Here is a 25,918-nt window from a genome sequence, read left to right as displayed (position 1 = left end):
CGGTCACTGGCGATCGTCGGGGTGCGTGCCGGTGCGCTCGCCGGTCTCGAGGGCGGCGAGCTGCGCCATGTCGTCGTCGGTGAGGCTGAAGCCGTCGACGTCGCGGTTCTCGGCGAGGCGGTGCGGATGGGTCGACTTGGGTATGAGGGCGCCGCCGAGCTGCAGGTGCCAGCGGATGATGGCTTGCGCCGGGCTCACGCCGTGGCGCTCGGCGATCCGGCCGATCGTCGCGTCCTGCAGCACGCGGGCGCGGCCCAGCGGGCTCCAGGCCTGGGTGACGATGCCGTGCTGCTCGTGGAACGCGCGCAGCTCGTGCTGGGGCAGCCACGGGTGCGACTCGACCTGGTTGATGGCGGGCGCGACGCCCGTCTCGTCGAAGAGGCGCTGCACGTGCTGCTCGGTGAAGTTGCTGACGCCGACGGTGCGCACCCGGCCCTCGCGCTGCAGCGCGATGAGCTCGCGCCAGACGTCGACGAAGCGATCGCGGGCGGGCCGCGGCCAGTGGATCATGTAGACGTCGATGCGGGTGCCGAGCGCGCGCTCGCTGGCGTCGAAGGCACGGCGGGCAGCTTCGGGCGTCTGCTCGGGGTCGCCCCAGAACTTGCTCGTGACCGTCAGGTCGTCGCGGGCGACGCCGTCGTCGACCGCACGGGCGAGGGCTGCGCCGAGCGCCGCCTCGTTCCCGTAGAACTCCGCGCCGTCGATGAGACGGTAGCCGGCGTCGAGGCCGGCCGCCACGACCCGCTCGGTCTCCTCGCGCGGCACCTTGTACAGCCCGAAGCCGAGGGCCGGCAGGCTGCCGGTGCCGTCGTTGAGCTCGAGCGTGCGGGGCATGTCGTCGATTGTGTCAGGCGATGGGTTGCGCGCGGGGCGATGGTGTCTCGCACCGCGGTCGCGGCGGACGCTCTCGCGGCGCAGATCCGACCTCGATACGGTGGCGACGCACGCTCGATCACCGCGCGATTGGAACCACGATGACGACTCCCGCATCCAGCTCCCCGGCCGCCGGCGGCACCCCGGGGGCCACCCCGGAGCTCGGCCGCATCGGGCTCTGGCGCAGCGGTCCGCTCCTCACGCCCGAGCTGGCCACGAGCGTCGAGCGGCTCGGCTACGGCACCATCTGGATCGGCGGGTCGCCCGCCGCCGACCTGCGGATCGCCGAGCAGCTGCTCGATGCCACCGAGCACGCCACGGTCGCCACCGGCATCGTCAACATCTGGGCATCGCCCGCGACCGAGGTCGCCGCCTCCTTCCACCGACTCGAGCGCGCGCATCCCGGCCGCTTCCTGCTCGGCGTCGGCATCGGCCACCGCGAGGCGGTCGGCGATCGCTACCAGAAGCCCTTCGCCGCCCTCGTCGACTACCTCGACACCCTCGACGCCGAGGGTGTGCCGGCCCGGCGCCGCGTGATCTCGGCCCTCGGGCCGCGCACGCTCGAGCTCGCAGCCGCGCGATCCGCTGGCACGCACCCCTACATGACGACCCCCGCGCACACGCGCTTCGCGCGCGAGCTGATCGGCGCGGATGCGCTGGTCGCGCCCGAGCAGCGACTCGTCCCGGGCACGGATGCAGCGGCGGCGCGCGAGGCGGCTCGCGGGTTCCTCGAGCGCTACCTGGCGCTCGCGAACTACCGACGCACGCTCGAGTCGCACGGGTTCACCGCGGCAGAGCTCGACGGCGGCGCGACCGATGACGCCGTCGATGCGCTCGCTCCGCACGGCACGCCCGCAGACCTGGCCCAGGCGGTGCGAGCGCAGATCGACGCCGGGGCCGACCACGTCTGCGTGCAGCTGCTGCCGCAGCGCGACGACCCGCTGGCGGGACTCGAGGCGCTCGCGAGCGAGCTCGGCTTGCGCTGACGCGGCGACCGCAGCGGTGGCGCTCGCTCAGCCCTCCTGCACCAGCCGCATCGAGACGAGCTCGCTGAAGCCTGCCCGGCGCGCGAACCGCATCGGACGGCGCTCGACGACCGTGAAGCCGAGCTTCGCGTAGAGGCCGAGGGCCGCGACGTTGGTGTCCTTGATGTCGGCGAGCACGTACTCGCTGTAGCCGGGCAGCGCGAGCAGGTGCTGCAGCAGCGCGGTGGCGACCCCGCGCCCCTGGAACGCCGGCTCGGTGGAGACGAAGCCGATCTCGGCCACCTGCGGTCGCTGATCCTTCGACGGCGGCATGAACCAGCGCCGGATGACTGACGCTGCGACGCTGCCGCGCAGGAGGCCCAGGTGGCGCCTGATCTCCACCGGGCGGGGGTCGAAGAGCGTCTCCGCGCCGGAGGTGAGCGAGGCGAGGCCCGCGGGCTCGTCGTCGATGAGCGCGACGAAGAAGCGCTCCAGCAGCAGCATGTGCTCGAACGCGTCGGCGAGCTTCCCGGTGTCGCGGGAGAAGCCCGCGAAGTCGTCGGCGAAGGCGCGCACGTAGACCTCGGCGATGCGGCGACGGAAGGGCTCTTCGAGCTCGTCGCCGCGCTGCACGGTGATGGTGTGGGCCACAGCGATCCTCCGCGCGCGCCTGCTCAGCCGGCCGGGGTGGTCGGCTGCCGGTGGCTCCAGCCGTCGCCGCCGCGCAGGTACTCCACGCGCACGTGCTTCCGATCCAGCGTCGCCTGCAGGAACACGAACCGCGTCGGCTCCAGCGCCCACAGCACCCAGTCGGGGTTCGGCTCGCCCGCGTAGCTGGGGCGCTCCTGCCAATCTGCCTGCGACGCATCCGGGCCCAGATCGGTGACGAATCCCGACACCTCGACCTGTCGGCCGAGCTCGCGCCAGAAGAACAGGGCCGTCGCGACGGGGCGCGCCTCCAGCTCGCCGGCCTTGCGCGAGCCGCGGTTCGACGAGAACTGCAGGCCGCGCTCGTCCACGTCCTTGACGATGAGGGTGCGGCTCGCCGGAGCACCGTCGTCGCCGATCGTGCTCATCGTGAAGGCGCTCGGCTGTCGCTCGCCGCTGTCGATCGCGTCCTCGAGCCAGGAGGTGAAGAGCTCGAGCGGATGCTGCGGGACGCCCTCCGGATCGAAGCTCGGCATGGCCTCGGGGAACGTGGGCAGCGCGCGCAGGCGCTCACGGAGCTCGCTCATGCGGCCACCCTATGCCGCGCCCCCGGGCCGCTGCCCGCTCTGCTGGCTGCGGATCGGCGGGTCGGTGAGCAGCAGGCCGGCGGCTCGCGGCCCGGCGACGGGCGCGCCTCAGCGGGGCAGCTCGACCGGCGCGGTCTCGGGTGGCTCGCCGATGCCGTGCCGCAGGTCGGGCTGATGGCGCCGGAACACGGCCGCGATCGCCGCCGCGATCGCCACCATCGCGACCGCCACCCAGATCGCGCCGACGCTGCCGACCGCGTCGATCGCGACGCCGGCGACGGCAGAGCCGAGCGCGGCGCCCAGCAGCTGGCCCGTGCCGATCCACGCGTACGCCTCCGGGGTGTCCGCGAACTTCACGGTGCCCGCGATGATCGCCGAGAACGCCGCGAGCGCGGGCGCCGTGCCGATGCCGGCGATGAAGAGGGCGATCGAGAGGCCGACCACCTCGGTCATCGGCACCGCGATGGCCATGCCGAGCATCACGATCGCGAGCCGGATGGCGACCGACCACCGCGTGATGGCCCGGCCGCCGAGCGCGAACCCGCCGAGCAGCGAGCCCAGCGCCGAGACGCCCAGCACCAGCCCCGCCTCGAGCGCCCCCTCGCCGAAGGTCGCGACGACACCCGCCTCGACCGCCGAGAAGCCGCCGATGAACATCGCCGAGACGACGACCGAGAGCAGCACGGGCGGCTTGCGCAGCACGCGCCCGAGCTTGCGGGTCGTCGGCGGGATGCGCAGCTTGCGCACCTCGGGCGACGCGATGAACAGCAGCGCGCCGAAGAGCTGGATGCCGAGCGTGACCAGCAGCGTCGGCCCGGTGCCCATGATGGACACCAGCAGCGTCAGCAGCACGGGCCCGAACACCCAGATGATCTCCTGCAGCGCCGCGTCGAACGAGAACAGCGGTGCCAGCAGGCGCTGCGGCACCATGCGCGGGTAGAGCGTGCGCACTGTCGGCACGACCGGCGGCATCGCGGCGCCCGCGACGATGCCCGCCAGCACATCGGCCCACAGCGGCACCTCGAGCACCGACATCGCCAGCAGCGCCCCGATCGAGACGAGCGTCGTCACGACGAGCACCTGCACGGTGCCGAAGCGGCTCATCAAGCGCGACACGAAGGGCCCGGCGACGGCCATGCCCACGGAGAACGCCGCCAGCACGAGCCCGGCGGCCGTGTAGGAGCCGTGCTGGTGCTCCATGTGCATGAGGATGCCCAGCGAGTACATGCCCGCGGGGAAGCGCGCGATGAGCTGGGCGATCATGATGCGCGCCAGCCCCGGAACCCTCAGGACCTCGCCGTACGCATGCACCAGCAGATCCTATGGCCAGCGGGCGCGGCTGGTGGAGCCCGCCTCAGTCGTGTCTTGGCGTCTTGATCAGCAGCCCTGCGACCAGGAAGACGAGCGCCACCACGAAGTGCGCGGCTGCCCAGAGCGTTCCCTCGAAGGCGAACGGCACGACCGGGTTCCAGGCGACCGCGATCGCGAGGAACACGGGCACCCACCACCAGTGCTTGGCCTGGATCGCGAACCACATCACGATCAGCGCGAGGATCGAGACGACGAAGCGCACCGGCTCATCCCAGGTGCCGGCGAGCCATGCCTGCGCGATCACGAGCGCGAGCGCGGCCAGCAGGCCGGGGGCGAGCGCGTTGCGCTGGAAGGCGGGGCCGTATCGCTTGTCGTCCATCGCATCCAGGGTATTCGTGGTGGGGCCGGGACGCGTGCGGGCGCGGGTGAGGTGCGGGAGGCGCCACTCACGTGCCGGAGGCGCCACTCACATGCGGGAGGCGCCATTCAGGTGCGGGAGGCGCCATTCAGGTGCGGGAGGCGCCACTCACGTGCGGGAGGCGCCGCTCGGGTGCGGGAGGCGCCAGTCGGCGGTGGGCGGCGCTACGGGGCGAGGGCCTTGCGGATGCGCTGGGTCGACACGGGGCCGGAGGTCCCGAGCTGCTGCGCGAAGAGGCTCACGCGCAGCTCCTCCAGCAGCCAGCGCGCCGCGACCAGCCGCTCGGCCCTCACCGCGCCGTCGGTGCCGGCCACCGCATCCGTCACCGCCTGCGGCAGCGGCAGCGCGCCGCCCGCCGCCGTGAAGAGGGCCGTGGCCTGCTCGACCTCGGTCATCCAGGTGCGGTCGCGGTTCGCGGTCTCCGGCAGCCGCTTCACGCGGTGCTCGATGGCCCGCACGTAGACCTCGAGGCGCTGCAGCCGCCCGAGCCCCGTGCGGCTGACGAAGCCGTCGAAGATCAGCTGGTCGAGGTGCGACCGCGCATCGGCGAGCGCCGCCATGTGCGCCAGGCTCGCGCCCTCGCGGATCGCGCGGTCGGCGTTCCGCGCAGCGGTGAGGATCCGCGCGACCTGGCTCGCGAGGCCGAACATGCGGTCGACGAGGCCGTCGGCGACCCGAGCGCGCAGCGCCTCGAACTCGGCGACAATCGCGGGAGGCGCCGCGCTGCCGCCCATCTCGGCGTCGATGATGGCGAGCATCAGGTCGTCGAAGAGGCGATCGGTCGAGGCGTAGGGGCTCGCGCCGAGCGCCAGCTTCTCGGCGCCGGTGAGGTGGGACTGCACGTACGGGCCGGGGCTCGGCACCTGCCGCAGCAGCAGCTGCCGCACGGCGGCGCGCTGGTCGCGCTGCTGCGCCTCCCGCGTGCTGGCGAGCCGGATGCCGACGGTCGGGCCGGAGCCCTTGCCGGCGCCAGCCTTGGGCGCGCCGGTGATCGCGTACCCGGGGTAGGCGCGCACCGTGTTGCCGCCCTGCTTCACGTCGATGTGCGCCGGCAGGTCGAGGTTGAAGCCCGCCACCTCGTCGCGCTCGAGGTCGCTCGTCACCTGCACCGCGACCTTCGCGACCTGCGCGGTCGCCTGCGCGCCGAAGCGCCGCTTGAGCGCCTCGAGGTCCTTGCCCTGCCCGAGCCGGCGGCCGCGGGCATCCTCGACGGCGAAGGTGGGCTTCAGGTGGTCGGGGATGCGTCCCCAGTCGACGTCGGCGGCGGTGGCCTGCACGTAGGCGGTGCGGCTGATGCGGGTCGCGAGCACCTCGGCGAGCGAGCGCGGGGCGTCGGAGGGGCCCGCGGCCGGAGGCTCCGCGGGCAGCTCGGCGAGCATCCCGCGCGCCCAGTCGGCCGCGGGCACGACGTGCTTGCGCACGTGCTTCGGCAGGCTCTTGATCATCGCCGTCAGCAGCTCCTCGCGCATGCCCGGCACGAGCCAGTCGAAGCCCGCTTCACTCAGCCGCGGCAGCACCGCGAGCGGCACGTGCACCGTCAGCCCGTCGTCGGCGGTGCCCGGCTCGAAGCGGTAGCTGAGCCGCAGTCGCTGCTCGCCCTGCTGCCACTTCGTGGGGAACTGCTCGTGGTCGACCCGGGCGTCCTCGCCCGTGAGATCCTCGCGGGTCATCGTCAGCAGGTCGGGTGTCGTCGTGCGCGCCGTGCGCCACCACCCCTCGAAGTCGCGCGTCGAGGCGACGTCGGCGGGGATGCGCGCGTCGAAGAACTCGAAGACCGCCTCGTCGCCGACGAGCAGGTCGCGCCGGCGCTGACGCTCCTCGAGGCGCTCGATCTCCCGCCGCAGCTCGCGGTTCTTGCGGTCGAAGTCCTGCGGGGAATCCCACTCGCCGTCGACGAGCGCGTGCCTGATGAAGAGCTCGCGCGCATGCTCCGGGTCGATCCGCGAGAACTGGATGCGGCGGCGCTCGACGATCGGCACGCCGAAGAGCGTGACCCGCTCGAAGGCCACGACGGCGCCCTGCTTGCGCTCCCAGTGCGGCTCGCTCACCTGCCGCTTGACGAGGTCGCCCGCGAGCGGCTCGGCCCACGCGAGGTCGATGGATGCGGCGTTGCGCGCGAACAGCCGGCTCGTCTCGACCAGCTCGGCGGCCATGACGGCGCGAGGCGGCTGCTTGGCGAGTGAAGAGCCGGGGAAGATCTGGAAGCGGGCACCGCGGGCTCCGAGGTACTCGGCGCGCTGGCGGGTGCGGCGGCCGTGCTGGCGCGCGCTCTCGCCCGGCCGGGGCTGCTGCGCCTTGCCGGTCTCGTCGATCACGCCGATGCGGCCGAGGAGGCCTGCGAGCAGCGCCTTGTGCACGGCGACCGCGTCGACGCCCTCCGCGGGGCGAGCAGCGCCGTCGGCGCGCGCCTCCGCAGGTCGAGGAGCGTCGGCGCGCAGCGTCGACGCGTCACGAGACCGGGTGGCGCCCTTGGCCTCGTGGCGCGATCGTGCTGCGCCCGCTCGCTCCTCGACCGGCGGAGGCTGCGGGGCGCGCTTCAGGCCCAGCGCCCTCGTCAGCTGCCGCACGACGTCCTGCCACTCGCGCACCCGCAGGAACGACAGGTGCTCCGCCTTGCAGAGCTTCCTGAACTGGTTGCCCGACAGCTGCGCCTGCTGCTCCTGCAGGTAGCGCCACAGTGCCAGCAGCGTGATGAAGTCGCTCGTCGGGTCGGCGAAGCGCGCGTGCGAGCGATCCGCCTCCTCGCGCCGCTCGAGCGGTCGCTCGCGCGGATCCTGGATCGTCAGCCCGGCGACGATCGCGATGACCTCGTGGGCGACGCCCGCGTCCCTGCCGGCCACGGCCATCCGCCCGAACCTCGGGTCGACGGGAAGCCGCGCCAGCTCGCGCCCGATCTTCGTGATGCTGCCGGCCTTCGAGATCGCGCCGAGCTCGAGCAGCAGGTCGTTGCCGTCCTTGATGTCGCGCGCGGCGGGAGGCTGCAGGAACGGGAACTCCGCCAGCGGACCGAGCCCCAGCGACGCGGCCTGCAGGATCACCGCTGCGAGGTTCGTGCGCAGGATCTCGGGGTCGGTGAACTCGGGCCGACGCTCGAAGTCGGCCTCGCCGTAGAGCCGGATCGCGATGCCCGGCGCCACCCGCCCGGCGCGGCCGGCGCGCTGGTCGGCGCTCGCCTGGCTGATCGCCTCGATCGGCAGCCGCTGCACCTTGCTGCGCACGGAGTAGCGCGAGATGCGGGCCGTGCCCGTGTCGATGACGTGGCGGATGCCTGGCACGGTCAACGAGGTCTCGGCGACGTTGGTCGCGAGCACGACGCGGCGGCGGATGCCCGCGCGGCTGCTGCGCTCGAAGACGCGGTGCTGGTCGGCGGCGCTCAGCCGGCCGTAGAGCGGCAGGATCTCGGTGGCCTGGCCGAGGCGCCCCTCGAGCGCCGACTGCGCATCGCGGATGTCGGCCTCGCTCGGCAGGAACACCAGCACGTCGCCCGCGTCCTCGCGCGCGATCTCGGCCAGCGCGGCCGCGATCCCGTCGACCGGGTCGACGTCGACGTGCGCGTCCTCCTCGTCGTCGTCGCGCGCGCCCGCGCTGCCGGTGCGGCCCGACCCATCCGTCCCCTGCGCCTCGGCGACGAGCGGCCGGTAGCGGATGTCGACGGGGAACGTGCGGCCCGACACCTCGATGATCGGGGCGTCGTCGAAGTGCTTCGAGAACGACTCCGGGTCGATCGTGGCGCTCGTGACGATGACCTTGAGGTCGGGGCGACGGGGGAGCAGCCGCTTCAGGTAGCCGATCAGGAAGTCGATCGTCAGGCTGCGCTCGTGGGCCTCGTCGATGATGATCGTGTCGTAGGCCCTCAGGTCGCGATCGCGGTGCATCTCGGCGAGCAGGATGCCGTCGGTCATCACCTTGATGCGGGTCTCGGCGCTCACCTGATCGGTGAAGCGCACCTTGTAGCCGACCTCGCTGCCCATCTCGACCTCGAGCTCCTCGGCGATGCGCTCGGCGATCGTGCGGGCGGCGAGCCGGCGCGGCTGCGTGTGGCCGATGCTGGTGCGGCCGAGCTCGAGGAGCATCTTGGGCAGCTGGGTCGTCTTGCCAGAGCCGGTGGCGCCTGCGACGATCACCACCTGGTGGTCGCGGATCGCCGCCATGATCGTGTCGCGCGCCTCGCTGACCGGGAGCTCGGCCGGGTACTCGATGCGCATCCCGCCATTCTCCCGCACGGCGGGCTGTGCGCGGCGCGCGGCCGCTGCCGCCGCCGCCGCCCTCGCAACTCCGACCCCGCCCGCCACGATCGACCTGGTGCACCGGGTCGGCATCGGCGGGAGGGGTCGGCGTTCGGTGCGACCGACCGGGCCGCGGGAGGCGGCTCGCGCGCAGGCCCGCTGACTCGATCGCGCGAGTAGCGTGAGCGCATGAGCGGGATCAGCGTGCGAGCAGCGGCCGAGGGCGACCGGCAGCGGTGGCAGGAGCTCTTCCGCGGCTACCGCACCTTCTACGAGCACCCTCGCGACGACGCCGTCGCCGAGCGCGTCTGGAGCTGGGTGCTCGACGCCGCTCGCCAGACGAACGCGCTCGTCGCCGAGGTCGATGGCACGATCGTCGGCTTCGCCCACTGGCGCCGCTTCGAGCGCCCATCGGTGGGCCAGACGGGCATCTACCTCGACCACCTCTTCGCCGACCCATCCGCTCGAGGGCTCGGCGTCGGGCACGCCCTCGTCGCGCGGCTGCAGCAGATCGCGGCCGACGAGGGCGCCGCGGTCGTGCGCTGGATCACCGCCGACGACAACCACACGGCGCAGCGCCTCTACGACCGCGTCGCGACCAAGACGCGCTGGCTGACCTACGACGCGGCGCCCGCACCCCGCTGAGCACGCATGCTCCCCGGGGCGCTCGGCGTCGTGGGGTGAGGCGAGGCTGGGCTCCCTAGCGTTACCCAGCCGAGCCGGGCAGGATGCGACGCATGGAGATCCACGACAACGGACCGCAGCGCAACGCGTTCGACATCGAGACCGCGACGCGCGAGAACACCAACTACCGCACCGTCGCCTGGTCGGGCGCGCACCTGCAGGTGACCCTCATGTCGATCGAGCCGGGCCGCTCGATCGGCCTCGAGGTGCACAACGGCACCGACCAGTTCCTGCGCCTCGACGCCGGCCAGGGCCGCGTCGTGATGGGGCCCTCGAAGGACGACCTGCCCTTCGAGCAGGACGTCACCGACGGCTGGGCCATCCAGGTGCCTGCCGGCACGTGGCACGACGTCATCAACACCGGCGACGAGCCGATGCGGCTGTACGCCATCTACGCCCCCACGCACCACGCGGCAGGCATCGTGCAGGAGACGCCCGATGATGCGGAAGCCGATGAGGACGCCGGGCGCGACGAGCCCCCGACCTGGGCAGAGGAGATCGACACCAAGGGCGAGGAGAAGGCCTGACGCCTCCGCCCCCGCGACGCGACGACGCCCGCCGGTCGATCCGGCGGGCGTCGTCGCGTCTGCAGCGGTGCTGGCGGCGGGATGGGTCAGCGCCGAGGAACCGTCAGGGCCGAGCGACGGTCAGGGCCGAGCGACTCCCGAGTCGTCGGAGGCTCCGTGGTCGTCTGCGGCATCCGAGCCCTCGCCGCTGGCGCCGTGATCGCCGACGCCTCCGGAGCGGTCTCCTCCGGTGCCGCCCTCGGGCGACGCCTCGACGTCGGTCTCCGCCGGGTCGGTCGTCATGTCGGGGTCGGCTCCGATCACCGCGGTGCCGTCGTCGGCGTGCTCGCTCGGCCCGGGTCGGTCGCTCGTCGCGGCGCTCATCGCTGCTCCCCGTGCTCCTGCTCGGCGGGCCGCTCGTCGGTGTGGGCAGCGGGGTCGCCGCCACCGGCGCCGAGCGCGGCGCGCAATCCGGCATCCATCGCGGGGTTCGCGTCGGCCCCGGCGGGGTCGACCGCCTCCGCCGCCTCGTCGTCGGGGATCCGACCGGTGTCGCTCGTCGTCATGCCTGCCTCCTTCGATGGCGGTGTGGTCTCGTCGGCCGACTCCCGAGCGCGCGCATCCGCGGCCTCCGCGGCGAACGCATCGGTGCCCGCAGCGCCCACGCTGGCGCTCGCTGGCGCACCTGCGGCGGCTGCGCCGGCCGCGCCGGTCGCTGCAGCGCCACCCAGCACCGCCGATGCGGCCGCGTCGCGCGCCGGGTCTGCTCCCGGGCTGTCGCCTGCGGCAGCCCACGCACGCCCCGCCGCGGCCGCCGAGGCCCGATCCGGCGCGGTTCCCGGAGCCGGGTCGTCGCTGTCGTCGGTGTCGCCGTCGAAGGGGTTGTCGCCGATCAGCGGCGGCAGCTCCTCGCCCTGCGCGCCGCGGCGCTCGAGCACGAAGACGGCGCTGAGCATCGTCATGATCGAGATCCCCACGTAGATCCACCCGAGGATGCTGTTGGGCAGCAGTCCCAGCGGATCGGTGACGCGCGTGTAGCTGAGGATCGCCAGCAGCCCGCCGAGACCGACGAGCACGCAGGTGGTGACCACGAACCACGTGGGGCGGGTGCGGCGGGTCGCGATGATCGCGCCGAGGACGAGTGCCGCGAGACCGAGCAGGTAGTGCATGCGGTCAGCCTAGGCGCACGCCCTGCGAAGCGCATCGGGTGCGGCACCGCGGGGCGACACGCGCAGCGGGCGACGCGTGGGCGCTCGCGCCTACGATGGAGCGAGTGACCAGCCAGACCACCCAGCCGTCCGCCTCCGGGCACCAGGCCGCCGGTCACGCCGCCACCGGAGGCGCGCAGGGTCATCCGGGGTTCGGCACGTGGGCGGCCGATCACCTCTCGCCCGCCTACCCCGAGCGCGCGGCCTGGGGCACCGCGCAGCCGCTGCGGGCATGGCAGCAGGAGGCGCTCGAGCAGTACTTCCGCACCGAGCCGCGCGACTTCCTCGCCGCCGCGACCCCCGGCGCCGGCAAGACGACCTTCGCGCTGCGCCTCGCCTCCGAGCTGCTGCGCCGCGGGGCCGTGCAGCGCCTCACCGTCGTGGCGCCGACCGAGCACCTGAAGCAGCAGTGGGCTGACGCCGCGCACCGCGCGGGCATCAAGCTCGACCCCGACTTCTCGAACGCCGACGGCGACTACCCGCGGCAGTACCACGGCGTCGTCGTGACCTACGTGCAGGTCGCGGCCCGCGCAGCCGTGCACGAGCGCATCACGCGCTCTGCAGCGAGCCTCGTCATCCTCGACGAGGTGCACCACGCGGGCGACGCGCTCAGCTGGGGCGACGCGGTGCTCGAGGCGTTCGGCCCCGCCGCCCGGCGCCTGTCGCTGACGGGCACGCCCTTCCGCAGCGACACCTCGCCGATCCCGTTCGTCGAGTACGTGCGCGACGAGCGAGGCATCCGCACCTCGCGCACCGACTACGCCTACGGCTACGACGCGGCGCTGCGCGATCACGTCGTGCGCCCGGTGGTCTTCATGGCCTACGCCGGCACGATGCAGTGGCGCACGTCCATGGGCGACGAGATGAAGGCGACGCTCGGCCAGGGCGACACGAAGGACATCACGAACGGCGCCTGGCGCACCGCGCTCGACCCGGGCGGCGCGTGGGTGCAGCAGGTGCTCCGCTCGGCCGACGTGCGGCTGACGCACGTGCGGCAGACGGTGCCGGATGCCGGCGGGCTCGTGATCGCGACCGACCAGGCGCAGGCGAGGCAGTACGCGCAGCTGCTGCACTCGATCTCCGGTGAGGCGCCCACGATCGTGCTCTCCGACGACGCCGGCGCCTCGGATCGCATCGCGACGTTCTCCGACGGCGACGCGCGCTGGATGGTCGCCGTGCGCATGGTGTCCGAGGGCGTCGACGTGCCGCGGCTGGCGGTCGGCGTCTACGCGACGAACGCGTCGACCCCGCTGTTCTTCCAGCAGGTGATCGGCCGCTTCGTCCGGTCGCGGCGCCGCGGCGAGATCGCCACGGTCTTCCTCCCATCGGTGCCGCCGCTCCTGGCGCTCGCGGCAGAGCTCGAGCGGCAGCGCGACCACGCCCTCGACCGCGAGCAGGCCGACGACCAGCTGCTCGACGACGACCTGATGGCCGCTGCCGAGCAGGGCGACCGCGAGGAGCGCGAGGCCTCGCCCTTCACGTGGGAACCCCTCGAGTCGAGCGCGACCTTCGACCGGGTGCTCTTCGGCGACGCCGAGTTCGGGCAGCTGGTGGAGCCCGCGAGCGAGGAGGAGCTCGACTTCATCGGCATCCCCGGATTGCTGGACGCAGAGGACGTCTCGGAGCTGCTGAAGCGCCGGCACGCTCGGCAGGCGGCGCGCATCCGCGAGCGGCCCCCGGTCGCCGCGGCCCCCGAGCCGCTGTACCGCACCATGCGGGAGGAGCGACAGCTGCTCAACTCGCTCGTCGCGATCGTCGCGAAGCGCCGCGGCGAGGCCCACGCGCTCGTGCACGCCGAGTCGCGGCGCGTGTGCGGCGGTCCGCCGGTCGCGCAGGCGTCCATGCAGCAGCTGCGCGACCGGATCCACTACCTGCGGAAGGTGATGGATCGCGGCCGCTAGCCCAGCGCGGGCCTAGTCGTGCTCGACCCAGCAGTTCAGCACCGCGGATGCGACGGCGTACGCCGCGCCGTCGTGCGTGGTGGAGCCGGCGAAGCCGTCCGGCAGCGCGGTCGCGTCGACCAGCAGCGTCTTGCCGTCGCGGATGAAGGCGACGATGCCGTCGCCGGTGGAGAAGGAGGGCAGGCCCAGGCCCAGCAGGCCCTCGATCTCCTCGGCGCCCGCGAGGGTGCTCTGCAGGCCGGAGAAGTGCGCCTCACCGGCCGCCGGATCGGACGTGTCGTGCACCGAGAGCCGCAGCGGTGCGCCGTCGATCTCATAGGTGCAGGAGTACATCGGGGCATCCCAGGAGGCTTCGCCGACCGCATCGCTCTCGAGGTCGAAGATGCCGGTGATGGCGTTGACCACCTGCCCGGCGCAGATCATCTGGGCCGCGGGGGAGGGCTCGCCGTCGGTGGCTGCGTGGGCCTCGTCGCCGTGCTCGGCGTGGTCCACGTCGCTGTGGTCACCGCCGTCGGCGCTCTCCTCACCGCCATGGTCGTGCTCCGCGCCCGACATGACCGTGCCGTCGGGCATGGTGTGCGAGGGCTCGGGCGCCGACTCCGGCTGGGTGGCGGCGGACGTCGCGCAACCGGTCAGCACGAGCGCCGAGGCGATCAGCAGCGCGATCCGGGTGGTGCGGGCCATGAGGTCTCCGATCGGTGGGATGCGTTCTCGAGGCGTTCGTCGCGGCGCGCACGACGGATTGGACCTGCTCGGGGAAGAATCTCCGACACGTCCAATCCGCACGATCGCCCGCGCCGAAGAGCCTTCTACGGGACGCAAACCCTTGCATCCCCCGATCCTTCGAAAGAGGTATCAGCATGAAGAAGAAGTCAATCCTGCTGGCCGCGCCGATGCTCGGCGTGGGCATGCTCGCGCTGAGCACCGCTCCCGCGATGGCACACGACGTCACCGGTTCCTACTGGTCGGACCTGGGCGAGATCAACAGCTCGGGCGCCACGGGTGAGGCGTGGATCGATGTCGAGGGCGACATGGCCACCGTCACGATCAACGCCTCCGGCCTCGCCGCCGAGTTCGACGGCGCTGCCTACCCGCACGTGCAGCACATCCACATCGGTGCGCAGGGCGTCTGCCCGTCCGATGACGCCGACACGAACGGTGACGGCATCATCAGCACGACCGAGGGTGGCCCGTCGTACGGCGACATCGGCACGACGCTCTCGATCGGCGACGCCGACAAGAGCCCGGCCGCCGGTCTCGACCTCATGGTCGCGCCGTCGGGCGACACGATCTCCTACGAGGAGACCTTCGAGATGAACCACGAGACGCGTGACGCGCTGGCTGACGGCACCGCCGTCGTCGTCGTGCACGGCCTCGACCCGGCCACGCAGCCTGAGGGCGCGACCGAGCCGAGCGACCTGGTGCCCGAGCTCCCGCTCGCCGCCACGTCGCCCGCGCTCTGCGGTGCCCTCGCCATGGCTCCGGCCGGTGGCGTCGACACCGGCGTGGTGACCAGCGGATCGAACGGTGCCGAGCTCGGTGCCGTGGCCGCTGGTGGCGCGCTCGTCGTCATGCTCGCCGCTGGTGTCTACATGGTCCGTCGCCGCACCGCGACCGACAGCTGAACCATCAGCAGTCTGCATCGATGATGCTTCACGGATCGGGCCGTCGCCTCCGCCTCACCGCGGTGGCGGCGGCCCTCCTGCTGTCCCTGACCGCCTGCTCGGCCGCGAGCGACGACGGAGCGGCCCCCGACGCATCCGCCACCGCGCCGGTCCAGTCGCAGAGCCCCGCGCCGGCGGAGACCCCGCAGGCGGAGACCCCCGCCGCGGAGCCGACCGAGGAGGCGCCGCTCGAGATGGCCGCCTCGACGCCGGTCCGCGTCCAGATCCCGGCGCTCGAGCGCGACGCCGAGCTGATCCAGACCGGCCTGCGCGCAGACCGCACGCTCGAGGTGCCGCCCGACGCCGAGGGATCGCCGGCCAGCTGGTACGACGGCTCGCCGACGCCGGGCGAGCCCGGGACCTCGGTGCTGCTCGGGCACGTGAACTCGCTCACCGACGACAGCGGGGTCTTCTACGACCTGCAGTCGCTCGTGGCGGGCGACGAGGTGCGCGTGCTGCGCGAGGACGGCTCGACGGCCGTGTTCGAGATCTACCGCGTCGAGTCGTTCGCGAAGGACGAGTTCCCGACGCGCGAGGTCTACTACCCGGCGTCCGAGGCCGAGCTGCGCCTCATCACCTGCGACAACCTGGGCGGCACGACGGACGGGTTCCCGAACAACTTCATCGTCTTCGCCACGCTGGTGGAGGCGGCGTAGCCGCATCCGCCCGACCCTGATCGACCGGCTGCCGCCGCTCGATAGGGTCGGGAGCATGCAGCAGCACGAGGTCAGAGCCCACAGGAGCGCCGAGAACCTGCCCCGCGAGGAGCAGCTGGCGTGGAAGATCGCGCAGGTCGCCGTCGACCCGGTCGAGGTCGACCCCGAGGTCGTCGAGATGATCGCGAACCGCATCATCGACAACGCGTCGGTCGCGATCGCATCGCTCAACCGGCCGCCGGTCGTCTCCGCCCGCGAGCAGGCCCAGCGCCATCCCTACCAGCCGGGCGCGGCGGTCTTCGGCATCGAGGATCGGGTGAGCCCCGAGTGGGCGGCGTGGGCCAACGGCGTGGCCGTGCGCGAGCTCGACTACCACGACACCTTCCTGGCCGCGGAGTACTCGCACCCGGGCGACAACATCCCGCCGATCCTCGCCGTCGCGCAGCACGCGGGATGCGATGGCCGGGCGCTCGTGCGGGGCATCGCGACCGGCTACGAGATCCAGGTCGACCTGGTGCGCGCGATCTCGCTGCACAAGCACAAGATCGACCACGTCGCGCACCTCGGTCCGTCGGCTGCAGCGGGCATCGGCACGATGCTCGAGCTCGAGGCGGAGACGATCTTCCAGGCGGTCGGGCAGGCGCTGCACACGACCACCGCCACGCGGCAGTCGCGCAAGGGCGAGATCTCGACGTGGAAGGCGCACGCGCCGGCCTTCGCGGGCAAGATGGCCATCGAGGCCGTCGACCGCGCGATGCGCGGGCAGACGAGCCCCGTGCCGATCTACGAGGGCGAGGACGGCGTCATCGCCTGGCTGCTCGACGGCTGGGAGGGCTCCTACAGCGTGCCGCTGCCGGCGCAGGGCGAGCCCAAGCGCGGCATCCTCGACACCTACACGAAGGAGCACTCGGCCGAGTACCAGGCGCAGGCCTGGATCGACCTCGCGCGCAAGCTCTCCGCCGAGCGCCCCGAGCTGCGCGAGCCCGAGAACGTCGCGTCGATCGTGCTGCACACGAGCCACCACACGCACACCGTGATCGGCTCCGGCGCGAACGACCCGCAGAAGTACGACCCGACCGCCTCGCGCGAGACGCTCGACCACTCCATCCCGTACATCGTCGCGGTCGCGCTGCAGGATGGCGGCTGGCACCACGTGGGCTCCTACGCGCCGGAGCGCGCCCAGCGCCCCGACACGGTCGAGCTGTGGAACAGGATCACCACGCTCGAGGACCCGGTGTGGACGCAGCGCTACCACGACCCCGATCCCGACAAGAAGGCCTTCGGCGGCCGCATCGTGGTCACGCTCGCCTCGGGCGAGGTGATCGAGGACGAGATCTCGGTGGCGGATGCGCACCCGGCAGGGGCGCGCCCCTTCGGCCGCGCGGAGTACGTGCAGAAGCTGCGCACCCTCGCGCAGGGCATCGTCGAGGACGCCGAGATCGACCGCTTCCTCGGGCTCGTCGAGCGCTTGCCGGAGCTCACGGCCAAGGAGGTGCGCCAGCTCAACGTGCTCGCACCGGCGGGCACCATCGACGTCGGCACCACGAAGGGCCTGTTCTAGATGCTCTCGACGACGCGCACCCCGAACGAGAAGCGGAGGGCGCTGCGCGAGGGGCTCGCGTCGGGCTCGATCCAGCGGTTCCCGGGCGCCTTCACGCCCTTGACCGCGCCGCTCATCCAGCAGCTCGGCTTCGAGGGGGTCTACATCTCCGGCGCGGTCATGGCCGCCGAGCTGGGCCTGCCGGACATCGGGCTGACGACGCTCACCGAGGTGGCGCAGCGCGGCCGGGAGATCTCCCGCATGACCGACCTGCCGACGCTCATCGACGCAGACACGGGCTTCGGCGAGGCGATGAACGTCGCCCGAGCCGTGCACGAGCTCGAGGACGCCGGTGTCTCCGGCCTCCACCTCGAGGACCAGGTGAACCCGAAGCGCTGCGGGCACCTGGACGGCAAGGAGGTGGTGCCGACCGAGGTCGCCGCCCAGCGGATCGCGGCGGCCGTCATGGCTCGCCGCGACCCGGACCTCGTGATCATGGCGCGCACCGACATCCGCGGCGTGCAGGGCCTCGGTGCTGCGATCGACCGCGCCAAGGCGCTCGAGGCAGCGGGGGCGGATGCGATCTTCCCCGAGGCGATGGCGACGCTCGAGGAGTTCGCGGCCATCCGCGAGGCGGTGCAGGTGCCGATCCTCGCCAACATGACCGAGTTCGGCAAGAGCCCGCTCTTCACGCACCAGCAGCTGCAGGACGTCGGCGTCAGCATCGCCATCCACCCTGTCTCGCTGCTGCGCATCGCGATGGGTGCGATCGAGCGCGAGCTGGGCGGCCTGCGAGAGACCGGCACCCTCGACGGCGCCGTCGACCGCATGCAGACCCGGGCGCGGCTCTACGAGCTGAACGACTACGCCGCCTACAGCGCCTTCGACGAGGGCGTGTTCGACTTCGAGGTCCCGGAGGGCTTCCACCGCGCATGAGCCACCTCTTCTCGCCCGTGGACATCGGGCCCATCTCGGCACGCAACCGCGCTTGGGTCTCGCCCATGTGCCAGTACTCCTGCGAGGAGCAGGACGGCATCCCGGGCACCTGGCACCACGAGCACCTCGCCTCCTTCGCGCGCGGGGGAGCCGGCCTCGTCATGACCGAAGCGGCCGCGGTGGTCGCCGAGGGCCGCATCTCGCCGCAGGACGCGGGCATCTGGAACGACGCGCAGGCTGAGGCCTGGGCGCCGATCGCCCAGCGCATCCGCGACCACGGCGCCGTGCCCGCGATCCAGCTGGCGCACGCGGGCCGCAAGGCCTCCACCTACCGCCAGTGGAGCGGCAGGGGGTCGGTGCCGGCCGCCGAGGGCGGCTGGCCGGCGGTCGCGCCGAGCACGGAGGCGTTCGGCGCGTTCGCGGCGCCGCGCGCGCTGGAGGAGGGCGAGGTCGCGCAGCTGCCGGGGCGCTTCGCCGACGCCGCGCGCCGCGCGGTGGCTGCCGGGTTCGACGCCGTCGAGGTGCACGCCGCCCACGGCTACCTGCTGCACCAGTTCCTGTCGCCGCTGTCGAACACGCGGGCAGACGCGTGGGGCACCGACGGCGATGGGCTGCGGGTCGCGCTGCTGCGACAGGTGGTCGAGGCCGTGCGCGAGGCTGCTCCGGAGGCTGCCCTCATGGTGCGCCTGAGCGCGAGCGACTGGGTGCCGGGCGGCATCGACACCGCCATGACCATCGAGCACGTTCGCGTCGCGCTGGCAGCCGGCGCCGACTGGTTCGACCTGTCCTCCGGCGGGCTCGATCCGCGGCAGGAGATCCCGGTCGGACCCGGCTACCAGGTGCACTTCGCGCGCGCGGTGCGCGAGGCGACCGGCGCGAAGGTCAACGCGGTCGGCCTCATCGAGGATGCCGAGCGCGCCGAGCGCGTGCTGCGCGACGGCGACGCCGACGCGGTCATGCTCGGTCGGCCGTGGCTGCGCAACCCGCACTGGGCGCTCGCCGCAGAGGCCGAGCTCGAACGCGACCGCCCGCGCACGCGCGCCGACGCATCGGTCTGGCCTCGGCAGTACACCAGGGCGCGCCTCTAGGCGCTCCGAGCCCCGGTGCTCGCTAGCTCGGCGGTCACATCGTGGCGACGGGCGCGACCTTCGCCGAAGGGCTCCGGAAGATCTCCGGCGCTCAGCGCATCCGTGCGGATGATCCAGGCGGCGATGCGCATCACCGGAGATCTTCCGGGCCACACGCGACCACGGGCCAAGCACCCGCGAGGCTGACTCGAATCGGTGGGCGGGATGCGGCATGCTTGAGGCAGCGCCCAGCGTGGAGCGCGACCGCTCGCGACCCGACCGGCCCCGCCCACGCAACTCAGGCGGCTGCACCGAACAACGGGAGACCCGATGAGCATCGACCTGGACACCTATCAGCTGAGCGACGACGAGCTGGCGCTCGCCGAGGCCGTGCGCGACTTCGCCGACCGGGTCGTGGCTCCCGTCTCCTACGAGGCGGACCGCACGAAGACCCTGCCGATGGACGTCGTGGCGCAGATGGGGGAGATGGGCCTGTTCGGGATCCCCTTCCCCGAGGAGCTCGGCGGCCAGGGCGGCGACTACTTCGCGCTCTGCCTCGCGATCGAGGCCCTCGCGCGCGTCGACCAGTCGATCGCGATCACCCTGGAGGCCGGGGTCAGCCTCGGCGCGATGCCGATCTTCCGCTTCGGCACCGAGGCGCAGCAGGCGGAGCTGCTGCCCGAGCTGCTCGAGGGCACGGCGCTCGCCGGCTTCGGGCTGACGGAGCCGGAGGCCGGTTCGGATGCCGGCGCGACGCGCACCACCGCGCGCCTCGAGGGCGACGAGTGGGTCATCAACGGCTCGAAGCAGTTCATCACCAACTCGGGCACGTCGATCACGAGCTTCGTGACAATCACGGCGGTGACGGGAGAGGCGAACGGCCGCAAGGAGATCTCCACGATCTACGTGCCGAACGGCACCCCCGGCTTCACCGTCGAGGCGCCGTACGACAAGGTCGGCTGGCACGCTTCCGACACGCATCCCCTCACCTTCACCGACGTGCGGGTGCCCGCTGCCAACCTCGTCGGCGAGCGCGGCCGGGGCTTCGGCAACTTCCTGCACATCCTCGACGAGGGTCGCATCGCGATCGCGGCGCTCTCCACCGGCGCAGCGGAGGGCTGCCTCGAGGCCGCCGTCGACTACGCGAAGCAGCGCACCGTCTTCGGCGAGCCGCTCGCGAGCCGGCAGAGCATGCAGTTCCTGCTGGCGCGCATGCAGCAGCGCGTGCACGTCGCACGCCTCGCCTGGCACCACGCGGCGCGCCTGCGCGACGCCGGGAAGCCCTTCAAGACGGAGGCGGCGCTGGCGAAGCTCACTGCGAGCGACGCAGCGATGGACAACGCGCGCGATGCCACCCAGGTCTTCGGCGGGAACGGCTTCATGAACGAGTACCCGGTGGCGCGCCACTACCGCGACTCGAAGATCCTCGAGATCGGCGAGGGCACGAGCGAGGTGCAGCTGCTCGTGATCGCGCGCGCCTTGGGCATCGCCTGAGCGCTGCCGCCGTCGCCGGCGCTGCGCCTGCCGCTCGCACTGCCGCCGTCGCCGGCGCCATGCTGGCGAGCGGGGCCGCGTCACCATGAGAGGCCTCTCACGCCCGACTCCTCCGTGCCTCACGCTGGCCGACGATCGTTGCTCTCACGCAGGCACAGCCCCGATCCCGGAGCGCAGCATGAGCAGGAGGAAGTCATGAACACCAAGTGGATGGCAATCGGCACCGTCGGAGTCCTCGGGCTCGGCGCGATCGCAGCGAGCGCCGCAGGCGTCGCCAACGCGATGGAGCTGCGCAGCGCCGACGGCAGCGTCGTCGACGCGCAGTCGCTCCGCGGAGACGTCCTGGCGGGCGGCGCCGTGCAGATCAAGACCACCGGCACGCACGCCTCGGTCGTCTCTGCGGTCTCCGCGAGGAGCGCGCAGTCGGCAGCGGCCTCGGCCGCGCAGTCGGTGGCGGCACCGTCCGCCACGCAGTCCGCGGTCGCCCCCTCGGCCGCGTCGCCCGTCGTGGCGAGCTCGCCCGCCTCGGCGCCCTCGGCGCCCGCCGCGACGCAGCCGCAGCGGCCCGCCCCGGCTCCCGCCCCGGCTCCCGCTCCGGTGGTCTCGGCTCCCAGCCCGGCGCAGTCGGCGCCGAGCGCGCCGGCATCTGCGCACTCGGCTCCCGCCCCCTCGGCGCCGTCGATCCAGAGCCCCGCGTCGCCCCCGTCGGCGCCGTCGGCCGGTTCGGCCGGCTCAGCCGACTCGAACGACTGAGCAGCGCGTCGCACCCGCCGCGCACGAGACGCCCCGCCTCCCGGCGGGGCGTCTCGTCGTCACTCGCTGTCGCGCTCGTCCGCGCGGCCCGGCGCGTCCGTCCCCCCGCGCTCCTGGCGCTCGCGCCGCGCTCGCTCGCGGCGCTCCTCGCCGACCGTCAGCGCGTTGTCGCCGGATGCGGTGTTGCCCTGGCGATCCGGGCCCTTCTGCTGGATCCGGCCGGGCTCGAGCGTGCGCAGCACGTCCTCCGAGCTGATCGGCCCCGTGGTGGCGTCGGTGTACCACTCGGTCAGCGCGGGGTCGCCGGTGTCGAGCCAGGCGCCGGCGCCGTCATCCGCCGGCACCTCGCTCGCGCCGAAGACGAAGTCGTCGCCGTGCTCCTCGATGCCCATGCGCACGCCCTGCGCGATGGCCGTCTTGGCGTAGCGCCGTCGCAGGATGTAGGGGTCGGTGCTCAGATCCTTCCACCAGGCGAACATGATGCCGATCACGACGAACGCGAACGGCAGCGCGGTCACCACCATCAGCGACTGCAGCCCGCCGAGCGCGGTCTCGCCGCCGCCGATGAGCAGCACGGCGGCCGTGGCGCCCAGCAGCAGGCCCCAGAAGATCGTCGCCCACGTCGAGGGCTCGGGCTTGCCGCGCTGGCTCATCGACGACATGACGATCGATGCCGAGTCGGCCGCCGTCACGAAGAAGATGAGCACCGCGATCATCGCGATGACCGAGGTGATGGTCCCGAAGGGCAGGTTGCCGAGCACCTCGAACAGGATCGCCTCGGATGAGCCGGCCTCGCTGATCCCGAGCCCCTCCGACTCCATCCACATCGACGTGCCGCCGTAGATCGTGAACCACAGGAAGCAGACCGCGGAGGGCACGAGGATCACGACGGTCACGAACTCGCGCAGCGTCCGGCCGCGAGAGATCTTCGCGATGAACATGCCGACGAACGGCGTCCACGACACCCACCAGGCCCAGTAGTAGGTCGTCCAGCTCGCCATGAACGCGGCGGTGTCCTCGCCGTGGGTGACGTTGCGCATCAGCATGGTGCCGAGCTCGGAGACGTACGACACCACCGACGCCGGGATGAGGTTCAGCAGCAGGAGGGTCGGGCCGGTGACGAGGGCGAAGAGGCCCAGGAGCACGACGAGCAGCATGTTGATGTTCGACAGCATGCGGATGCCGCGCTTGACGCCGGAGACGGCGGAGATGATGAAGAGGCAGCTCAGCAGCGCGATCGCCGCCAGGATGAAGCCGTTGCCGAGCGGGCCGAGCCCGGTCACGACCTCGACGCCGCGACCGATCTGCAGCGCGCCGATGCCGAGCGAGATCGCGGTGCCGCCGAGGGTGACGATGATCGCGAAGGTGTCGATGATGGAGCCGATCCAGCCCTCGGTGCGCTGCCCGAAGATGGGGGTGAAGATGGCGGAGATGAGCGGCGAGCGGCCGCGGCGGTAGGCGCCGTAGGCGATCGCGCCGCCGACGAGCGAGTAGTACGCCCACGCCATCGGGCCCCAGTGCAGCATGGTCTGGGCCAGCGCCGAGTGCATCGCGTCGGCGCTGCCGGCTGCGTCGTCGAAGCCGTGCGGCGGCTCCATGAAGTAGGTGAGCGGCTCCATCGGCCCGTAGAACAGCAGACCGATGCCGAGGCCCGCGGCGAACAGCATCGAGATCCACGACGCCGTCGAGAACTCGGGCGCCTCGTCGTCGGCGCCGAGCCGGATGCCGCCGGTGCGGCCGAAGCCGACGAAGAGCATGAAGCCGACGACCGCGATGGTCAGCGCGCCGAACAGCCAGCCGAAGTTCGTCGACACCCAGGTGAGCGAGGTGCTGCCGACCTCGGCGATGTTGGCCGGGGCCAGGACGCCCCACAGGATGATGCCGATCACGAAGACCGAGGCGATGATGAACACCGGCCAGTTGGTCGTGAAGACGCGGCCGGTGCGCTCGACGCCGATGCCGGGGATGAGCGCGGGGTGCACCACGCCCGGTTCGGGGAGCCGGGGTGCCGCGAGATCCTTCACGACCTGCTTCACCGGGGTGCGCGGCTTCTGCGGCGGGCGACCCGGCGGCGTCTGTCCTGCGGTGCTGTCGGGCATGGCGAAGTCTCGTCTCTCGTGGCGGGTGCGTCTCGGAACAGCCCCTGCGGGCGCGACGAGAACCTACCGCGAAGCGTTGCAAGACCTGCAATCATCCTCAGCATCGTTGCGCCATCGTGACCCGGCGCGCCCCCGCGCGCGAGCGCCTCGGGGTCCCTCGCTCGTTCGCTGGACGAACGACTTCGTCAGGCCGGGTGCCCTAGAGTCGGAGTCGCGACGGCCGCACCGGCCGCGCCCACCGACGACGCACACCCGTACACGTCAGGAGCACCATGGCCGAGCCCGACATCAAGAAGGGACTCGCTGGCGTCTACGCCGACACCACCGAGATCTCGAAGGTCAACCCCGACACCAACTCGCTGCTCTACCGCGGCTATCCCGTGCAGGAGCTCGCGGCGACGCAGCCGTTCGAGGCCGTCGCGCACCTGCTGTGGCACGGCGACCTGCCGACGGAGGCGCAGCTCGCAGCGCTGCGCGCCGAGGAGCGCGGGCTGCGCGCCCTGCCCGACAACGTGCGGTCGGTGATGGATGCGCTGCCCGAGACCGCGCATCCGATGGACGTCGTGCGCACGGCCGTGAGCATCGTGGGCGCCAACGACCCGAACGCCGACGACGCATCCGACGACCTCGACAAGGCGTTCCGGCTCTACGCGGTGCTGCCGGCGATCGTCAGCTACGAGCAGCGCAGGCGCAGCGGTCACGGGATCGTCGAGCCGCGCGACGACCTCGACTACGCCGCGAACTTCCTCTGGATGTCGTTCGGCGAGGAGGCCGACCCGCTCGTCGTCGAGGCCTTCAACCAGTCGATGATCCTCTACGCAGAGCACTCGTTCAACGCCTCCACCTTCACCGCGCGCGTCGTCACGTCGACGCTCGCAGACCTCTACTCCGCGGTCACCGCCGCGATCGGCGCGCTCAAGGGCCACCTGCACGGCGGCGCCAACGAGGCCGTCATGGAGGTCTTCGACGAGGTCGGCACGGCCGACGGGGCGGATGCGTGGATGCAGACCGCGCTCGACGAGAAGCGCAAGATCATGGGCTTCGGCCACCGCGTCTACAAGAACGGCGACTCGCGCGTGCCGACGATGCGCGCGGCGCTCGAGCGGCTCGCCGAGCACTACGACCGGCCCGACATGCTCGAGATCTACGAGGCGCTCGAGCGCGCGATGGCCGACCGCAAGCCGATCAAGCCCAACCTCGACTTCCCGTCGGGGCCGGCCTATGCGCTGATCGGCTTCGACGTGCCCATCTTCACGCCGCTGTTCGTCGCCGCGCGCGTCACGGGCTGGACGGCCCACATCATCGAGCAGCGCGCCGACAACGCGCTCATCCGACCGCTCTCGGCCTACAGCGGGCCCGACGAGCGGCACGTCGAGGGCATCGACCCCGCCGCGCTACCCCAGGACACATCGACCATCGAGGAGACCGAATGAACGCCAACGCCCACAGCATCCCCAGCCTGCAGCTCAACGACGGGCGGATGATCCCGCAGCTCGGCTTCGGCGTCTTCAAGGTGGACCCGGACGAGACCGAGCGCATCGTGCTCGAGGCGTTCGAGGCCGGCTACCGCCACATCGACACCGCCGCGATCTACGGCAACGAGAAGGGCGTCGGTCGCGCGATCGCCTCCAGCGGCATCGCGCGCGAGGAGCTCTACATCACGACGAAGCTCTGGAACGACCGCCGCGGCGAGGCCGAGGCGCGCGCAGCGCTCGGCGAGAGCCTGGAGAAGCTGGGGCTCGACCACGTCGACCTCTACCTGATCCACTGGCCGACGCCGTCGGTCGTGAGCCCGGTCGAGACGTGGGAGACGCTCGGCGCGATGCGCGACGAGGGCCTCACCCGCTCGATCGGCGTCTCGAACTTCGACGAGCGCTACCTGCCCGAGATCCTCGAGACCGGCTTCCGCCCGGCGATCGACCAGATCGAGCTGCACCCGCAGTTCCAGCAGCGGGCGACCACGGCGCTCGCGGCCGAGCACGACATCAAGATCGAGGCCTGGGGGCCGCTCGGCCAGGGCAAGGTCGACTACGCGTCGACCGTCATCGGCGAGATCGCCGAGCGCCACGGCATCTCCTGGGCGCAGGCGACGCTCGCCTGGCACCTGCAGGCGGGCCGCATCGTGTTCCCGAAGTCGAACCGCCGCGCGCGCATGCAGGAGAACCTGGCCGCCGCGCAGGTGCAGCTGACCGACGAGGACATCGCCGCGATCGACGCGCTCGACCAGGGCGCGGCCGGCCGCGTTTCGGCCGACCCGGCAGAGGTGGCGTAGCCCAGCCCCGTCGCAGTCCAGAGCGGGACCCCTCCCGCCGCGCAGACCCGGTGCACCGGGTCGGCGTCGGCGGAAGGGGTCCCGCTGCTGCTGCTCGCAGGGCGGACGCG

The 25,918-nt window shown here is 72.5% G+C and carries 23 protein-coding genes; 13 read left to right on the top strand and 10 right to left on the bottom strand.

What is annotated here, in order from left to right; all coding sequences use genetic code 11:
* Positions 1-3 precede the first annotated feature (3 nt).
* Positions 4-834, bottom strand: coding sequence for an aldo/keto reductase (locus tag AA0Z99_RS08385; protein WP_413316643.1), 831 nt, complete (start codon positions 832-834; stop codon positions 4-6).
* 140 nt (positions 835-974) lie between these two features.
* Here AA0Z99_RS08385 and AA0Z99_RS08380 point away from each other — a divergent pair, with 140 nt between their 5' ends.
* Positions 975-1,859, top strand: a complete 885-nt coding sequence (locus tag AA0Z99_RS08380; RefSeq protein WP_413316642.1) for a TIGR03620 family F420-dependent LLM class oxidoreductase — start codon at positions 975-977, stop codon at positions 1,857-1,859.
* 27 nt (positions 1,860-1,886) lie between these two features.
* On the opposite strand, the gene AA0Z99_RS08375 is transcribed toward AA0Z99_RS08380, so the two are convergent.
* The 5 genes from AA0Z99_RS08375 to hrpA all read right to left on the bottom strand — a co-directional run bounded on the left by AA0Z99_RS08375 (position 1,887) and on the right by hrpA (position 9,007).
* Positions 1,887-2,489, bottom strand: coding sequence for an N-acetyltransferase family protein (locus tag AA0Z99_RS08375; RefSeq protein ID WP_413316641.1), 603 nt, complete (start codon positions 2,487-2,489; stop codon positions 1,887-1,889).
* A 23-nt stretch (positions 2,490-2,512) separates the two neighbouring features.
* On the bottom strand, positions 2,513-3,073 hold the full coding sequence (locus tag AA0Z99_RS08370; RefSeq protein ID WP_413316640.1) for a pyridoxal 5'-phosphate synthase: 561 nt from the start codon (positions 3,071-3,073) through the stop codon (positions 2,513-2,515).
* 108 nt (positions 3,074-3,181) lie between these two features.
* Complete coding sequence (locus AA0Z99_RS08365; RefSeq protein WP_413316639.1) at positions 3,182-4,384, bottom strand: MFS transporter; 1,203 nt, start codon at positions 4,382-4,384, stop codon at positions 3,182-3,184.
* A gap of 43 nt (positions 4,385-4,427) precedes the next feature.
* Positions 4,428-4,763: a DUF6804 family protein gene (locus AA0Z99_RS08360; RefSeq protein ID WP_413316638.1), complete on the bottom strand. Its 336-nt coding sequence runs from the start codon at positions 4,761-4,763 to the stop codon at positions 4,428-4,430.
* A gap of 203 nt (positions 4,764-4,966) precedes the next feature.
* Positions 4,967-9,007, bottom strand: a complete 4,041-nt coding sequence (gene hrpA, locus AA0Z99_RS08355) for an ATP-dependent RNA helicase HrpA (RefSeq protein ID WP_413316637.1) — start codon at positions 9,005-9,007, stop codon at positions 4,967-4,969.
* 210 nt (positions 9,008-9,217) lie between these two features.
* On the opposite strand from hrpA, the gene AA0Z99_RS08350 reads away from it, so the two are divergent.
* Positions 9,218-9,673, top strand: coding sequence for an N-acetyltransferase family protein (locus AA0Z99_RS08350; RefSeq protein WP_413316636.1), 456 nt, complete (start codon positions 9,218-9,220; stop codon positions 9,671-9,673).
* A 92-nt stretch (positions 9,674-9,765) separates the two neighbouring features.
* Entirely contained in the window at positions 9,766-10,239 is a 474-nt protein-coding gene (locus AA0Z99_RS08345; RefSeq protein WP_413316635.1) for a cupin domain-containing protein, read from the top strand.
* A gap of 120 nt (positions 10,240-10,359) precedes the next feature.
* Here the strand turns inward: AA0Z99_RS08345 and AA0Z99_RS08340 are convergent, their stop codons facing one another.
* A complete protein-coding gene (locus AA0Z99_RS08340) occupies positions 10,360-10,602 on the bottom strand; it encodes a hypothetical protein (protein WP_413316634.1) in 243 nt (80 codons plus the stop codon).
* A complete protein-coding gene (locus tag AA0Z99_RS08335; RefSeq protein ID WP_413316633.1) occupies positions 10,599-11,387 on the bottom strand; it encodes a hypothetical protein in 789 nt (262 codons plus the stop codon). Before AA0Z99_RS08335 ends, AA0Z99_RS08340 begins: the two co-directional genes overlap by 4 nt.
* 104 nt (positions 11,388-11,491) lie before the next feature.
* Between AA0Z99_RS08335 and AA0Z99_RS08330 the strand changes: the two genes are divergently transcribed.
* A complete protein-coding gene (locus AA0Z99_RS08330) occupies positions 11,492-13,327 on the top strand; it encodes a DEAD/DEAH box helicase (protein WP_413316632.1) in 1,836 nt (611 codons plus the stop codon).
* 12 nt (positions 13,328-13,339) lie between these two features.
* Here the strand turns inward: AA0Z99_RS08330 and AA0Z99_RS08325 are convergent, their stop codons facing one another.
* Positions 13,340-14,011, bottom strand: coding sequence for a hypothetical protein (locus AA0Z99_RS08325; RefSeq protein WP_413316631.1), 672 nt, complete (start codon positions 14,009-14,011; stop codon positions 13,340-13,342).
* 176 nt (positions 14,012-14,187) lie between these two features.
* Here AA0Z99_RS08325 and AA0Z99_RS08320 point away from each other — a divergent pair, with 176 nt between their 5' ends.
* The 7 genes from AA0Z99_RS08320 (at position 14,188) to AA0Z99_RS08290 (ending at position 21,437) form a co-directional block, all read left to right on the top strand.
* Complete coding sequence (locus AA0Z99_RS08320; protein WP_413316630.1) at positions 14,188-14,952, top strand: hypothetical protein; 765 nt, start codon at positions 14,188-14,190, stop codon at positions 14,950-14,952.
* Between the two features lie 20 nt (positions 14,953-14,972).
* Positions 14,973-15,647 (top strand): class F sortase, encoded by a 675-nt coding sequence (locus tag AA0Z99_RS08315; protein WP_413316629.1) that lies wholly within the window; start codon positions 14,973-14,975, stop codon positions 15,645-15,647.
* A 55-nt stretch (positions 15,648-15,702) separates the two neighbouring features.
* Positions 15,703-17,208, top strand: a complete 1,506-nt coding sequence (locus AA0Z99_RS08310) for an MmgE/PrpD family protein (protein WP_413316628.1) — start codon at positions 15,703-15,705, stop codon at positions 17,206-17,208.
* Complete coding sequence (gene prpB / locus AA0Z99_RS08305) at positions 17,209-18,123, top strand: methylisocitrate lyase (RefSeq protein ID WP_413316627.1); 915 nt, start codon at positions 17,209-17,211, stop codon at positions 18,121-18,123.
* On the top strand, positions 18,120-19,211 hold the full coding sequence (locus AA0Z99_RS08300) for an oxidoreductase (protein ID WP_413316626.1): 1,092 nt from the start codon (positions 18,120-18,122) through the stop codon (positions 19,209-19,211). Before prpB ends, AA0Z99_RS08300 begins: the two co-directional genes overlap by 4 nt.
* Positions 19,212-19,520: 309 nt before the next feature.
* Complete coding sequence (locus AA0Z99_RS08295) at positions 19,521-20,684, top strand: acyl-CoA dehydrogenase family protein (RefSeq protein WP_413316625.1); 1,164 nt, start codon at positions 19,521-19,523, stop codon at positions 20,682-20,684.
* Positions 20,685-20,879: 195 nt separating this feature from the next.
* On the top strand, positions 20,880-21,437 hold the full coding sequence (locus AA0Z99_RS08290; RefSeq protein WP_413316624.1) for a hypothetical protein: 558 nt from the start codon (positions 20,880-20,882) through the stop codon (positions 21,435-21,437).
* 59 nt (positions 21,438-21,496) lie between these two features.
* On the opposite strand, the gene AA0Z99_RS08285 is transcribed toward AA0Z99_RS08290, so the two are convergent.
* Positions 21,497-23,536: a BCCT family transporter gene (locus AA0Z99_RS08285; protein ID WP_413316623.1), complete on the bottom strand. Its 2,040-nt coding sequence runs from the start codon at positions 23,534-23,536 to the stop codon at positions 21,497-21,499.
* Between the two features lie 272 nt (positions 23,537-23,808).
* Here AA0Z99_RS08285 and AA0Z99_RS08280 point away from each other — a divergent pair, with 272 nt between their 5' ends.
* Together AA0Z99_RS08280 and AA0Z99_RS08275 are read left to right on the top strand one after the other, a co-directional pair.
* A complete protein-coding gene (locus AA0Z99_RS08280; RefSeq protein WP_413316622.1) occupies positions 23,809-24,969 on the top strand; it encodes a bifunctional 2-methylcitrate synthase/citrate synthase in 1,161 nt (386 codons plus the stop codon).
* Positions 24,966-25,808 carry an aldo/keto reductase gene (locus tag AA0Z99_RS08275; RefSeq protein WP_413316621.1) on the top strand — a complete coding sequence of 281 codons (843 nt, stop codon included), beginning with the start codon at positions 24,966-24,968 and terminating at the stop codon, positions 25,806-25,808. Before AA0Z99_RS08280 ends, AA0Z99_RS08275 begins: the two co-directional genes overlap by 4 nt.
* The last annotated feature ends 110 nt before the right edge of the window (positions 25,809-25,918 follow it).

The organism is Agrococcus phoenicis (genome assembly GCF_047302415.1).
Taxonomy (GTDB): Bacteria; Actinomycetota; Actinomycetes; order Actinomycetales; family Microbacteriaceae; genus Agrococcus.
Note: the sequence above shows the minus strand (reverse complement) of the source record. Positions and strands in the feature narration are given on the sequence as shown.

Excerpts from the sequence above, each read along its gene's own strand:
- AA0Z99_RS08385 (WP_413316643.1), bottom strand. The coding sequence starts at position 834 with ATGCCCCGCACGCTCGAGCTCAACGACGGCACCGGCAGCCTGCCGGCC.
- AA0Z99_RS08380 (WP_413316642.1), top strand. The coding sequence starts at position 975 with ATGACGACTCCCGCATCCAGCTCCCCGGCCGCCGGCGGCACCCCGGGG.
- AA0Z99_RS08370 (WP_413316640.1), bottom strand. The coding sequence starts at position 3,073 with ATGAGCGAGCTCCGTGAGCGCCTGCGCGCGCTGCCCACGTTCCCCGAG.
- AA0Z99_RS08360 (WP_413316638.1), bottom strand. The coding sequence starts at position 4,763 with ATGGACGACAAGCGATACGGCCCCGCCTTCCAGCGCAACGCGCTCGCC.
- hrpA (WP_413316637.1), bottom strand. The coding sequence starts at position 9,007 with ATGCGCATCGAGTACCCGGCCGAGCTCCCGGTCAGCGAGGCGCGCGAC.
- AA0Z99_RS08350 (WP_413316636.1), top strand. The coding sequence starts at position 9,218 with ATGAGCGGGATCAGCGTGCGAGCAGCGGCCGAGGGCGACCGGCAGCGG.
- AA0Z99_RS08345 (WP_413316635.1), top strand. The coding sequence starts at position 9,766 with ATGGAGATCCACGACAACGGACCGCAGCGCAACGCGTTCGACATCGAG.
- AA0Z99_RS08340 (WP_413316634.1), bottom strand. The coding sequence starts at position 10,602 with ATGAGCGCCGCGACGAGCGACCGACCCGGGCCGAGCGAGCACGCCGAC.
- AA0Z99_RS08335 (WP_413316633.1), bottom strand. The coding sequence starts at position 11,387 with ATGCACTACCTGCTCGGTCTCGCGGCACTCGTCCTCGGCGCGATCATC.
- AA0Z99_RS08325 (WP_413316631.1), bottom strand. The coding sequence starts at position 14,011 with ATGGCCCGCACCACCCGGATCGCGCTGCTGATCGCCTCGGCGCTCGTG.
- AA0Z99_RS08320 (WP_413316630.1), top strand. The coding sequence starts at position 14,188 with ATGAAGAAGAAGTCAATCCTGCTGGCCGCGCCGATGCTCGGCGTGGGC.
- AA0Z99_RS08315 (WP_413316629.1), top strand. The coding sequence starts at position 14,973 with ATGATGCTTCACGGATCGGGCCGTCGCCTCCGCCTCACCGCGGTGGCG.
- AA0Z99_RS08310 (WP_413316628.1), top strand. The coding sequence starts at position 15,703 with ATGCAGCAGCACGAGGTCAGAGCCCACAGGAGCGCCGAGAACCTGCCC.
- prpB (WP_413316627.1), top strand. The coding sequence starts at position 17,209 with ATGCTCTCGACGACGCGCACCCCGAACGAGAAGCGGAGGGCGCTGCGC.
- AA0Z99_RS08300 (WP_413316626.1), top strand. The coding sequence starts at position 18,120 with ATGAGCCACCTCTTCTCGCCCGTGGACATCGGGCCCATCTCGGCACGC.
- AA0Z99_RS08295 (WP_413316625.1), top strand. The coding sequence starts at position 19,521 with ATGAGCATCGACCTGGACACCTATCAGCTGAGCGACGACGAGCTGGCG.
- AA0Z99_RS08290 (WP_413316624.1), top strand. The coding sequence starts at position 20,880 with ATGAACACCAAGTGGATGGCAATCGGCACCGTCGGAGTCCTCGGGCTC.
- AA0Z99_RS08285 (WP_413316623.1), bottom strand. The coding sequence starts at position 23,536 with ATGCCCGACAGCACCGCAGGACAGACGCCGCCGGGTCGCCCGCCGCAG.
- AA0Z99_RS08280 (WP_413316622.1), top strand. The coding sequence starts at position 23,809 with ATGGCCGAGCCCGACATCAAGAAGGGACTCGCTGGCGTCTACGCCGAC.
- AA0Z99_RS08275 (WP_413316621.1), top strand. The coding sequence starts at position 24,966 with ATGAACGCCAACGCCCACAGCATCCCCAGCCTGCAGCTCAACGACGGG.